Source organism: Marinobacter sp. RI1 (assembly GCF_041155085.1).
Lineage (GTDB): Bacteria > Pseudomonadota > Gammaproteobacteria > Pseudomonadales > Oleiphilaceae > Marinobacter > Marinobacter nauticus.
Window position 1 is genome coordinate 1,673,953 of record NZ_AP031605.1, and the last position, 11,648, is coordinate 1,685,600.

Sequence of the window (11,648 nt, forward strand, 5' to 3'; positions counted from 1 at the left end):
TTAATCCACTAAAGTAGCAGTTATTAACTCATATCATTTCTTTACTCTCCGGGATGGCCTGCAATAACAACATGCTTGCGTTAGCAATGACAAAGATGAGGGCACCATGGGTTTACTCGATCGCACTGCAATTTTATGGGGGGTGGGCATTGCTGTTGCGCTCGGTATTGCCTGCATTCTGGTGGCTCCGTTGATGGGGCTCGATGCCGCCTCTCTGTTAATCGGGCTCCTTGTGGGCCTTGCTGCTGCGGCTTGCTATCTGGTTTTACGGGTGCTTGAACCAATAGAGCGTGGAATCAACGACCTGAATGATGGCTCCCTGGCTGACAATCATCCCTTGCGGGCTCAGTGTGCGCAGCTTCTGGCGGATGCCCGTGCGGGCAAGGCCCTGGTTGAAACCCTCTCGGCCAGTGCCGACAAGAATGCCATCTCGGCCGCCGAAGTCTCGTTTGCGGCGGATCAGGTGAAGCAGCGCCTGGACCGACAGGTTGAAGAAACCGCTCAGATGGCCGACTACGCCGGCCAGATCACGGAATCGGTTCGGGAATCATCGGAACAGGCCACCAACGCCGCCACCATGGCATTGCAGAATCGCGAAGTCAGCGTGGAGGGGCGTCAGTCATTGGTGTCGGCCATTGAAAATGTGCGCCTGGTGCATCAACAGTCGGAAGAGAACCTCAGGTTGATTCAGGCCCTGCACGAAAAATCCGGCAAGATCCAGGGCGTGACGTCCACCATTCAGGGTATCGCCGAGCAGACTAATCTTTTGGCACTGAATGCCGCCATTGAGGCGGCCCGAGCCGGTGAACAGGGCCGCGGGTTTGCGGTGGTGGCCGATGAAGTCCGGCAGTTGGCCGGGCGCACTGCCCAGGCCACCAGTGAAGTGGCGGACACCCTCGACGAAATTCAGAATGACACAACCAAGATTGTGTCCCGCATTGAATCTCTGGCGAAAACCGTGGAAGACGGGCTAGCATCTGTAGAGAGCGTTGGCGGCCAGCTGGATCAGATTCGGGATCAATCCGACCGGGTTCAGCAGCAGGTTGCCCGTATTGCCGAGATTGACCAGAACAACGAGCAGAGTCTGGCCCAGGTGTTTTCGGCTATTGAGTCTGTCCGTGACCATATATCCGAAAGTGATACCAGTGTGGCATCGCTGGCGGACCAGGCTTCCACGTTGATGGAGCTGGCGGAGAAGGCGAATGCTGCCTTTGCGCTGAACAGCAGCGAAAGCTACCACCGGCCGTTTTATGAGAAAGCACTGGAAGGGGCGCAGCAGATTGGCCAGTTGTTTGAGGCGGCAATTCGAGAGGGCCGTTTGAGTGAAGCGGCGCTGTTTGACAAAAAGCGAACACCGATTGCCAACACCCAGCCCCAACAGTATTCCAGCAGCTTCGATCGGTTTACTGACCAGATGTTTCCGGCAATACAGGAGCCCATCAAGAAATCCCATGAGGCCATTGTGTTCTCCATCGCCTGCGCGCCGGACGGTTATGTGCCTACCCATAACAAGGATTTTGCCCACCCGCCGAGTGGTAATCCGGAAGTCGACCTGGTGAAAAGCCGCAGCAAGCGACTGTTCAATGACCGCACTGGCATACGCTGCGGGAGTCATACCGAAAGCATGCTGCTCCAGACCTATCGCCGGGACACCGGTGAGATCATGCACGACCTGTCGGTGCCCATCTATGTGAACGGTAAGCACTGGGGCGGTTTCCGGGTTGGGTATCGGCCGGCGGGGAATTGATCGCACTGGGCTCCAGCCAAGGCTGTGATAGACTGCCAGGGACGTAACAAGGAGAACACCTGTGTCCGAAACCGAGTATATCCCCGCAAAACCTGACGGTCAGCAATCACAGGAGCCCAGCTCTGCGAGGAATCTGGCGGTGGTGGTTTACATCCTGCAGGCGTTGTCTTTTTTCCTGGGGGGGCTGACGGCACTGGTGGGCGTGATCATCAACTACGTCAAACTGGATGATGTCCGTGGTACCTGGATAGAGCCCCATTTCCGCTGGCAGATCCGCACCTTCTGGATTGGTTTGCTGTGGACAGTCATCGGGGTGATTACCACCATGCTGATCGTGGGCTGGTTTATTCTGCTGGGTATTGCGATCTGGGTGATCTACCGAATTGTCAAAGGTGCCCTGGCCCTGAACGATGGCAAGACCCCGATGTAACGGGGTCTTGATGGCTCAGTCTTCCGTCACTTCTTCAAGGCGTAATGCGCTCAGCATGCCCGCCAGCCCCATCAGTCCCAATACCAGAATCACCGCCACGTCCGAAATCATGGAAATGGCGGCTGTGAACCCCCCGGTTACCAGCAGCAACACACCGATAACGGTATTGCTGACCGCTGTGTAGTCTGTCCGTTTGTTGCCTCCGGCCATATCCACCAGATAGGTTTTGCGCCCCAGACGCACGCCGGCATGGGCAATACTCAGCACAAAAAACGCGACGGGATAGAACCAGGCACCGCCAAACCCGGGGCCCAGCACCAGTGCAAGAACACCAACCACCAGGCAGACCGAGCTGGCCATGGCGGCACCCCGAATCATCACTCGGCGGCTGGAGGTGTCGGCGGCCCAACCCCAGAAGCTGGCGCTCAGGGAGCTGGCCAGACTGCTGGCGAGCAGAAAGACGCCCAGCATCCAGCCAATATCGGATTCCTGTTGGGCGAGCACCACGAAATAGGGAGACGCCAGAGCCGAACACAAAAGCAGTGCACGAGTGATGACAAAATGCCTGAAGGGCGCATCGTCCCGTAGCAGCGACAGACTTTTAAAAGCCTCGTTGATCGCGTTGCCACCGCCCCCTGTTTCCCCGGCATACTCTTCCACATTGGCAAACAGAACCCCGGCAATCACCCACAGCGTAGCTGCCAGGAGCAGCAATGTGGTGTAGAACGCAATGCTGGGGTCGCCCCGATCCCAGAACAGCAGTCCTGTGAGCACCACCGTGGCGGTGCCCCCAATGGTGGTTGCCAGCCCAGACAGCCGGCCCCGGCGGGTTTTGGGGATACACTTGCCCTGAACGTCTTTCATGGAGACCGAGCAGAATCCCCGGGCCAGTGAAAACACAATAAGCGCCGCGACAATGCCGCCACCTGCCGCATAGCCTTCAAGAAACCACACGCTTGCCGCCATCGCAGCCACGCTGACGGCCTGCCCGAAACTGCCCAGGGTCCAAAACCATTTGCGCACCGCCTTGCGACGCACCCAGGCGGCGATCACCATCTGCGGCACCATGGAGCCGGATTCCCGGATAGGCACCAACCAGGCTACCAGAGCCGGTGCGCCAACGGCACTCATCAGCCAGGCCAGCACGGTCTTGGGGCTGATCAGCAAGTCGCCGAGTTTGGTGAGCACATTGCTGAACAGAATCAGGAAGAAGTTTCGGGGTACTTCCCGACAGGCTTCCTCCGGGATGTCTTTACAGACCCGTGCGTCCTCTTCGTTGGCAATCAGTCCGTAGAGCTGGTCGATGGTGTCGGGTTTGGTTGCTGGCAAAGGGCCGTCCTCCGGAAAAATGTTTGCCAAGCATACCAGTTAGCTCGGGTGTGCTTAAGCGGGAGGACCAGCGGTGCCGGTCAGACCAGGTGGTGGTCCCACTGTACCGGTAGCCGCGCGATGTCTTTCGCAGGTTGTCCGGCGCTCAGTTGCACCAGTCGGCCCTGTCCCGAGGACACCAGGAAATCGCCTCCTGCCAGAGTCTGAATGCCGGCGCAGTCAGTGATGCGGGCTTTGGCAACCAGCTCCCCGGTCTTGCCGCGGAAGACAATAGCGGTGCCGCCCACGGGGGAAGCGGCGGCGATCAGGTCGTTTTCAGGATGGGCCACCACGCTGGCGATGTAGTTGCCGAGAGCGGCCTGGGTTTCCGGGTCAAAGCGATATTCCCGGAGTTGCCCATCTTCTATGCGCGCCAACAGCGGAGGTCGCTTGTAGAGCGGTCCCTGGTACTGGTAGGCAACATAGACTTTGCCTTCGGTACTGACGCTGACGTGGCGGGAGCTCTGCTGGTGGTGGGCAGGGGGAAAGCGGCCAACGATCTGGCCGGACCGGCGGTCCATCAGAATCAGGGCCGGTTGCATGGTATCCAGATTGAGTTTGATGCGGTCGTAATCAGGGTGAGTCAGAATGCCGCCCAGGCCGATGACCAGAGTGTTGCCGTCCGGATGCAGGGTAAGCTCATGGGGCCCGATGCCGGCCAGTTCAAAGGTGTCCACCCGTTTATAGTCCTGCTCGGCATCGTAGACGGCGACAATGCCTTCGCCGGGCTGGTAGCGGCTGGCCGTGGCGTAAAGCCACCGGCCATCAGGTGAGAACACGCCGTGGCCGACAAAGTGTTCGCCTTCCGGGGCCATGATGCGGTGTCTGCGTTGGCCGGTTTCTGCATCAAACACATAGAACGACCAGCCCGGTCGGCGTTCAAAAAACAGAGTATCGTTTCGGCCGGGCCGGTTACAGCCGCTGTGGCATCGCGTGTCTACCGGCGCCTGCCACTGAACGTTGCCGGATCGATCAAAGGCACTCACGCCAAAGCGTCCATCCGGCAGGCCAACCGCGCCGGCATAGCGTTCGGGCTGTGGGCCGGTTTTGCGGGGGAGCAACGAGCACCCGGTGAGGGTGGCGGCCATAGCTCCGGCGACGGTGGCTTTGATCAGGGTTCTGCGATAGATGAGCATGGGTATACCTGTTCAGTCGCCGTCACTTGAGTTGAAGCCACGCACTACGCCAAGCGCCACGGCGGCTTCGTCATTGACCAGCGTTGAAAGCTGGGAGACATCCACAAAGAGCCCTTGCAGAATGCGGAACCGCTCATCACTCTCCATGAGCGTTGTCATGGCAGCATGGGCTTCCGGAAAGTTGTCAGCCACTTCCTCAAACTGCCTCTGAATGCGCTCTGCCAGTCTGGCCTCGCCGTCGGTTTTCAGCAAAGTGATCAGTCCGGGAAGGTAGAATTTCTCGAGCCCTGCCACTGTTGCTTCCACCGCCATCAGACTCTGGCCACTGCGCCAGGCATCGGTGATGTAAGGGTTGCGTTTGCCATTGCCCCTTAGCCCCATGGGCTGCGCCAGTCGTCGCTCTTCCAGTATTTCAAGCGCCTTCATACTGGCTTTGATGGTGGTGTCGCGGTATGGCCCGGTGTCCAGATAGTGTTGTTTGAAGCTGGCCCAGCTGTCTGCGAGACCCCGGGCATTACGTGCCATATGTCGGGTGACCGCCGAGAGCACCTCACAGTTTTTGGCTGCGGGCAGGGCGTTTTCTCCACTGTTGAGTTGCTCATCGAATAGCAGGTATTCGGCCATGGGAAAGCCCTGAACCGCTACCCCGGATTGGTTGATCACCTCGGCGTTAACGGGAGCTTCGGTGCCAAGCAGATACCGGGCCTTGCGAGCGACCAGGTTTTTCGGGTCCGGCCAGAACTGGAATTGCCAGGACAGGTTGTTGTTCTCCACCGGGCCGAAGTCAACAAATCGGACCCGCTGCCAGGCCAGGAAGGCATCGAGCCAGGCATCGTTCAGGGCCGGTCGGCTGTCGGACGTTGGCGTATTGCAGTAACCGACTGCCGCCGATGCCAGTTGTTCGGTTTTGGTTGCCAGCGATTCGTAGCCGTTTTGAATAGCGCCATGCCACTGTTCGCGGGCCCGGGTATCGGCGTTGGCCGCGAGTGCCGCCGTAGTGCAGACGAGCAGGGCGGAGGCGAAGAACAGTCTGGTGATCGGTTGCATAGTGGATCCTCAGAGTGAATTCAGAAAATCGATCAGGGCGCTGCGCTCCGGCTCGGCCATCTGACGATAGCGGTCAGCTGCCGGCTGGGCTTCGCCACCGTGCCAGAGAATGGCTTCTTCCAGCGTGCGGGCGCGGCCGTCATGCAGAAAACCGGACTGGGGGTTAACCACCTGGGCCAGGCCTATGCCCCAAAGCGGTGGCGTGCGCCACTCGTTGCCGTTAGCGAGGAACTCGTCCCGGCCGTCTGCCAGGGCCGGGCCCATGTCGTGCAGTAACAGGTCGGTGTAGGGCCAGATGGTCTGGTTGCTCAGATCCGGGCGGTCGGCCACTTCTCCGGTCTGGTGTTTCGGGGTGTGGCAACCGGCACAGCCGGTTTCATTGAATAGCCTGGCGCCTTTCTGCACGGATTCAGCGCCCAGATCCCGACGGGCAGGGACCGCCAGACTCTTGGCGTAGAAGGTGACAAAGTTGGCGACCTTGTCGCTCACTTCGGGCTCACCACCGTGAGTAAACCGTTCGCACTGTTGTTCCGGGGTGCAGTCGGTGGTGGGTTTGATGGACGATGTCAGGCCCATATCGCCGGCGAAGGCGCCCATGCTTTGCTGGTGCACATCCGGTTCCGCGGCTTTCCAGCCAAACCGGCCCGGCAGCGTTTGCTGGCTGGCGACATCCCACACCTGATTAAGCTTGCCGGAAATCCCGTTGTTGTCGGTATCTTCCGGATCGGCCAATGCCTCAAGATCGGCAATAGGGATGGCTTCCAGCAGTCCCATGCCGATCATTTGTGGTGCCACCCGGGGAGAGACCAGCAAATTTGCCGGCATAGGACCATAGTTGGGGTTCTCGATGCGATATTCCGGTTTGCGCAGTTCAACCACCGTTCCATCCCCAAGTATTTCCTGAACTGGCTCCCAGTCAATCACCAGATCCGCTTCCGGTTTTGCGGCCGGCAGGGCCGCAGTCTGCAATTGACTGCCGTAGACCGGTGCGGGTTTGAAACCGTGCTTGCGCAGGAGTTCTGCATCCTTGACCGGATCGGCGGGTACTGCCAGCCGCAGGAACAGGGAGACAGGCGGTTCATCAACGCCGGGCGGGTGTCCACGGCCATCCTTGATGTGACAACCCTGGCAGGAGTTGGTATTGAACAGGGGGCCCAGGCCGTCCCGGGCATCGGTGCTGGCCGGTGCTTCCACCCAGGGATTGCGGAAGAAACTGTTGCCAACGCTGAAATCCAGGCGTTTGGTCATGGACAGGTTGCCCTGGGGCAGCGAGTAGGCGTTGGTGTCGGCCTGATTGACCGTGCCTTCACCGCCTGTGGCCGGTGTAGTTTGTATCGGGTAACCAGCGTGAGTCTCTGCAATCAGGGGTTGAGTGCTGAAGGCCAGCGGCAACAGACAGAAGATGAGTGCTCGTTTCATAACTACTCGCGTTTCAGAATGGAAGAAGCCATGGAAAATCGACCTTCGGGCATAAAGGAGGGTTTTCCATGGCTTGTTCTTGTTAGCAGGATACCGGGAGTTTCTATCTCCCGGTATCCGTTTACTGCAACCGGATTAATCAGAATGAATGGCCGGCGTCGTCCGGTGACAGAGCTTGAATGCCCAGTTGCCGTGCAGCCTGCTCGATAGAGCCGGTCTGCTCAACCAGCGCCATGATAGCGCCGTTGACAATGCGGGTGCCTTCCGCGTTGCCCGGGGCAATCATGGTGTCAAAGGCCATCGGGTTCTGGCTGCTTTCGGCGCGGGCTTTCATGAGCGCCAGGGCTTCCATTGACGCGTCCAGCTGACGGTTCAGGCGAGCATCCAGCTCCGGGTTGGTTTGCTCAACCAGATCAGACAGGGACGGGCCTGAAACCACAGAGCCATCTACGCGACGATAGGTGCCGGTATACACGTTCTGGATGCCCTGGCCGTTGTAGTAGTGCGAGTTGTGGGTGTTATCGCTGAAGCAGTCGTGTTCGTCCTCATAGGAGTTGGCTTCCAGGGCAACTTTCATGCGCTCACCGGCCAGCTCGCCGAGGGACAGGGAACCCATACCGAACAGCATTTTCTGGATGCCCTCGTCGGCGTTTGCGGACGTCAGCTGGGAACGGTAGTTGTCTGAGGTGCCCGGGGCCCACTGGGCAACCATCCACTCCAGATCATCGACCAGCAGATCAGTCACGGCATCCAGGTACTGGGCACGGCGCTCACAGTTGCCGTTGGTGCAGTCGTTGCCTTTGGCGTAGTCAGTAACTGGGCGCTCGCCTGCGCCACCTTCAAAACCGTGCAGATCCTGGCCCCACAGCAGGAATTCGACCGCATGGTATCCGGTGGCTACGTTGGCTTCGGAACCGCCGACTTCGTTCAGGTCAGCCAGCAGTTCGGGGGTGAGTGTTGCCACATCCAGAGTTTCCCCGCCGACGTTAATGCTGTTGCTGGCGACGATGTTGGCGGTTGCACCGGCATTACCGAGTTCGTGCTGGTAGTCGTCGGCTTTGACGTAGTCGATCAGGCCTTCGTCCAGTGGCCAGGCGTTCAATTGGCCTTCCCAGTCATCCACGATGGCATTGCCGAAGCGGAAAACCTCTGACTGCTGGTAAGGAACCCGTGAGGCCAGCCAGGCTTCTTTTGCCGCTTTGAGGTTGGCTTCGGTGGGGTTGGCAATCAGGCGGTCAGTAGCCTCGTCCAGCGCGCGCGCAGTAATCAGGGCATCCTCGTAGGTGGCATGGGCCAGATCGGCGTAATGGGTTACCACCGATGCTTTGGTGGCCGGCGCACTGTGCTCGGCGGACCAGGGCGCGTTTGCGCAGCCCGCGGTAAGGGCTGTGGCAATGGTCAGTGCCAATGGGGCTGGGCGAAACAGGTTTTTCATTTCAAACTCCATGTTGATGAGGTCTTTTTGCAAATAAGAAATATTAGCGTTCAGATTATGGGTTTGGAAACCCTACATAGCAAGGGGTTTTTGATATAGGTGATTGTCGGGCCGCTTGCGTGGCCAAGGTGACTGCGGCTTAATGGGCTCCTGATTCCGGGAGCCTTTTATGCTGAGTTATCTTCACGCCTTCCACGCCGGCAACTTTGCCGATGTTCAGAAGCATGCTGCACTGTCACTGGTGCTGGCCATGATGCAATCCAAGAAATCTGCCATAGCCTGTTTTGACACCCACGCGGGCAGCGCCCGTTACGATTTGGGCAGCGAGCGGGCAAGAAAAACCGGCGAAGCCGATGCTGGTGTTCAGGCCTTGTGGCGGATCCGGGAGCAACTGGCCACCGGCGACTGGCAGCCGGTTCTGGAGGTATTGGCGCGGTACAACCCGGGTAATGGGCCGCTACGGACGTATCCGGGCTCGCCGGCATGGTTTGCGGAATTTTGCCGTCCGGGTGATTCCGTCACCGCTTTCGAGCTGCACCCTTCGGAAGAGCGTCAGCTGGCTCAGTGGGCTGATGAATCGGGGGTGAAGGTGCGCCATGAGGATGGCCTGAAAGGGCTCCTGAAATGCTTGCCGCCGGCACAGCCACGACTGTTGGCGCTGATTGATCCTTCTTACGAAATCAAAACCGATTATGAGGCCGTAGCCCGGACATTGATGGACGCGTGGAAAAAATGCCGCCATGGCGTCTATCTTATCTGGTATCCCCTGTTAACCAGTGGCCTGGAACAAAAGCTGATGGATTCGCTGAGGGAGTCCGGCTCGGTGCGCAAGATTCTTCAGTGCGAGGTTATGCTGGATCAGCCGCCCGAACGGGGCATGGTGGGTTCCGGCATGCTGATTGTGAACCCGCCCTGGGGGTTCGATGAACGTTTTGCGGCCATGATGTCGGATCTGACCGGCCCCGATCGGCTCGGTCTGTCGCCTTCCATGGATTGGCTGGTGCCTGAATAGGCCCGGAGTATCGCCGTTGACTGACAACAACCAAGCTGATCACCCATGCCTGCCTGGCGGGCTGATTCCTCTGGAGCAATGGCGGGTTCCGGAGACCTCCGTCCGCAGAACCATTCGCAGTGGTCTCCGGGATATTCTGGATCAGTTAAAAGCGGGCATTCATCCTGACGAACAGGCGTTCAGAAGTCTGGATGATTTGCCTACCCTGTCGGAACGCCAGATTCAGGACTATGCCCCGGTACCGGATCGTGAAGAACTTGCCCGGGCTTTATTGAACGAGCTGGAACAGTTGCGCCGGTCAGGCGGGCAGTCACGCAAGGCCAGTTTTCTGGTGGCACCACCATTCTCAGGTATTGCCGAAGCTTTGGGGGCCTCGGGTCGGCGGGTGATCGCCCCGCCGCACAATCTGTTAATGCCTGAAAGAGACATTACCGGCTGGTGGGATCGCCAGCTTCAGGACGATGACTGGGTAATACCGGAACTGGCAGATTTCTGGCTGCGACACCGGTCCGGTCTTGGCTTACTGCGTGAATTATTCGCGCGCCTGGCGCGGGATAAAGTGGGTGAGGGCATCATTGGCTGTTCCAGCTGGTGTTGGCAGTTCTGGACTCAGTACCTGCCAGAGCTCCACCTGGCCCCATTGACCCCCAGCCCTTTGTCGGGGGATCGTCTTACCAACTGGCTTGGACATCTGGCGGGGGAGCGCTCGCAAGGACCACTGACGGCGAGAATGACCCAGGATGGCCTGTATGTACTGCCGGCGCCAACCGGGGACGACGAGCGAAAATACAGCCTGTTTACCCGGGATCTGGCCACTTTGGCTCGGGGAAATCCGGGGGTTGCCCTGGCTATCTGGCGCCGAACTCTTCGGGCACGGCCCGAGGATGAGGCGCAGCAGCAAGGGGAAGGGGATGCACATCAAGAGGGCCGCAAGTGCTGGGTGGCGCCACTGGATCAGCTGAGTTTGCCTGCCGTGCCCCAGAGTTCAGCCCGGCGGTCCGGCTACCTGCTGCATGCGTTGTTGATGCATGGCGGCCTGAGCCTGGGGCAGCTGGAGCTGACGTCGGGATTGCCTGGCGAGGAATTGCGGATAGCACTGTCCCGGCTGGAACGAGCCGATGTAGTGACCGGGGATGAGCAGGAAGGCATCTTTCGGGTGCAGGCACTGGCGTATCCGGCTGTGCGGCGGTATCTGCAATCCAAAGGGTATCCGGTGGACAGCTTCTAGGAGAAACGGTTATGGGCGATTTCGGTATCAAGGACGCGCTGTCTTCAATTACCTCCGAGGCTTTGCTGGAAGCCCTGGCGGTCATTGTTGCGGCTTCGTTGCTGATCCTGATGGTTCAGAAAGCAGTTCCGGTACTGGCTGCGAAACTATCGGGAAAACCGAGGCTATACCTTCTCGCATCCGTTCCTCTTTTCCGGCTTCTGGTCATTGTTCTGACGATCATTGTGGTGGTGCCCATTCTGGTAGAACCCTCATTCGAGAACATGATTGCCATCTTCGGTGCCTTGGGTCTTGCCTTGGGTTTTGCCTTCAAGGACTACGCCAACAGCCTCATTGCAGGCATCGTTACGCTCTATGAAATGCCTTACCGACCGGGTGACTGGATCGAAGTGAACGGTCGCTATGGTGAGGTGCGGAGTATCGGTACCCGGGCCGCAGAAATCGTGACGCTGGATGATACCGTGATTGTGATTCCTCACAGCCTGCTATGGAATACACTGCTGGCCAATGGCAATGACGGCACGGATAACCTGATGTGCGTGGCCGAGGTTTTTCTGGACCCGAACCACGATGTCGGCCGGATGCTGGGCCTGTTCCGGGATGCGATCTTTGCCTGCCCGCTCACCAAAACCTACCAGCCGGTGCTGGTCACGGTTGCCGCACGGGAAGCCGGTATGTGCTATCGGTTGAAAGCCTACCCGCTGGAGCCCAGAGAGCAGGCGCGTTTCATTTCAGACCTGACCGCAAGGGCCGCGGAGATCTGTGGTGACGAGGGTGTCCCGATGGTCTCCTACCCTTATCTGCAGGCTCAGAAAGCCTGATCCGG

10 protein-coding genes are annotated in these 11,648 nt (G+C 58.9%); 5 read left to right on the plus strand and 5 right to left on the minus strand.

Annotated features, from left to right (window positions below):
• Nucleotides 1–106: 106 nt before the first annotated feature.
• Together ACAM27_RS07565 and ACAM27_RS07570 are read left to right on the plus strand one after the other, a co-directional pair.
• Entirely contained in the window at nucleotides 107–1,747 is a 1,641-nt protein-coding gene (locus tag ACAM27_RS07565; RefSeq protein WP_222534450.1) for a methyl-accepting chemotaxis protein, read from the plus strand.
• Between the two features lie 61 nt (nucleotides 1,748–1,808).
• Entirely contained in the window at nucleotides 1,809–2,177 is a 369-nt protein-coding gene (locus tag ACAM27_RS07570; RefSeq protein WP_014422205.1) for a membrane protein, read from the plus strand.
• Between the two features lie 15 nt (nucleotides 2,178–2,192).
• On the opposite strand, the gene ACAM27_RS07575 is transcribed toward ACAM27_RS07570, so the two are convergent.
• The 5 genes from ACAM27_RS07575 to ACAM27_RS07595 all read right to left on the minus strand — a co-directional run bounded on the left by ACAM27_RS07575 (nucleotide 2,193) and on the right by ACAM27_RS07595 (nucleotide 8,582).
• On the minus strand, nucleotides 2,193–3,506 hold the full coding sequence (locus ACAM27_RS07575) for an MFS transporter (RefSeq protein WP_011786281.1): 1,314 nt from the start codon (nucleotides 3,504–3,506) through the stop codon (nucleotides 2,193–2,195).
• A gap of 80 nt (nucleotides 3,507–3,586) precedes the next feature.
• Nucleotides 3,587–4,681, minus strand: a complete 1,095-nt coding sequence (locus tag ACAM27_RS07580) for a DUF1513 domain-containing protein (RefSeq protein WP_222534448.1) — start codon at nucleotides 4,679–4,681, stop codon at nucleotides 3,587–3,589.
• 12 nt (nucleotides 4,682–4,693) lie between these two features.
• A complete protein-coding gene (locus tag ACAM27_RS07585; protein ID WP_222534447.1) occupies nucleotides 4,694–5,728 on the minus strand; it encodes an imelysin family protein in 1,035 nt (344 codons plus the stop codon).
• Nucleotides 5,729–5,737: 9 nt separating this feature from the next.
• On the minus strand, nucleotides 5,738–7,147 hold the full coding sequence (locus ACAM27_RS07590) for a di-heme oxidoredictase family protein (RefSeq protein ID WP_141067168.1): 1,410 nt from the start codon (nucleotides 7,145–7,147) through the stop codon (nucleotides 5,738–5,740).
• A 139-nt stretch (nucleotides 7,148–7,286) separates the two neighbouring features.
• Nucleotides 7,287–8,582: an imelysin family protein gene (locus tag ACAM27_RS07595; protein WP_022989991.1), complete on the minus strand. Its 1,296-nt coding sequence runs from the start codon at nucleotides 8,580–8,582 to the stop codon at nucleotides 7,287–7,289.
• Between the two features lie 169 nt (nucleotides 8,583–8,751).
• Here ACAM27_RS07595 and ACAM27_RS07600 point away from each other — a divergent pair, with 169 nt between their 5' ends.
• The 3 genes from ACAM27_RS07600 to ACAM27_RS07610 are packed head-to-tail and all read left to right on the plus strand — an operon-like array spanning nucleotide 8,752 to nucleotide 11,643.
• Complete coding sequence (locus ACAM27_RS07600; RefSeq protein WP_141067169.1) at nucleotides 8,752–9,594, plus strand: 23S rRNA (adenine(2030)-N(6))-methyltransferase RlmJ; 843 nt, start codon at nucleotides 8,752–8,754, stop codon at nucleotides 9,592–9,594.
• Between the two features lie 16 nt (nucleotides 9,595–9,610).
• Entirely contained in the window at nucleotides 9,611–10,822 is a 1,212-nt protein-coding gene (locus tag ACAM27_RS07605) for a hypothetical protein (protein ID WP_141067170.1), read from the plus strand.
• 11 nt (nucleotides 10,823–10,833) lie between these two features.
• On the plus strand, nucleotides 10,834–11,643 hold the full coding sequence (locus tag ACAM27_RS07610; RefSeq protein ID WP_011786274.1) for a mechanosensitive ion channel family protein: 810 nt from the start codon (nucleotides 10,834–10,836) through the stop codon (nucleotides 11,641–11,643).
• Nucleotides 11,644–11,648 lie beyond the last annotated feature (5 nt).

Bases quoted from the DNA above. Each gene is read 5' to 3' on its own strand.
- ACAM27_RS07565 (WP_222534450.1), top strand. From the start codon at position 107: ATGGGTTTACTCGATCGCACTGCAATTTTATGGGGGGTGGGCATTGCT.
- ACAM27_RS07580 (WP_222534448.1), bottom strand. From the start codon at position 4,681: ATGCTCATCTATCGCAGAACCCTGATCAAAGCCACCGTCGCCGGAGCT.
- ACAM27_RS07585 (WP_222534447.1), bottom strand. From the start codon at position 5,728: ATGCAACCGATCACCAGACTGTTCTTCGCCTCCGCCCTGCTCGTCTGC.
- ACAM27_RS07590 (WP_141067168.1), bottom strand. From the start codon at position 7,147: ATGAAACGAGCACTCATCTTCTGTCTGTTGCCGCTGGCCTTCAGCACT.
- ACAM27_RS07595 (WP_022989991.1), bottom strand. From the start codon at position 8,582: ATGAAAAACCTGTTTCGCCCAGCCCCATTGGCACTGACCATTGCCACA.
- ACAM27_RS07600 (WP_141067169.1), top strand. From the start codon at position 8,752: ATGCTGAGTTATCTTCACGCCTTCCACGCCGGCAACTTTGCCGATGTT.
- ACAM27_RS07610 (WP_011786274.1), top strand. From the start codon at position 10,834: ATGGGCGATTTCGGTATCAAGGACGCGCTGTCTTCAATTACCTCCGAG.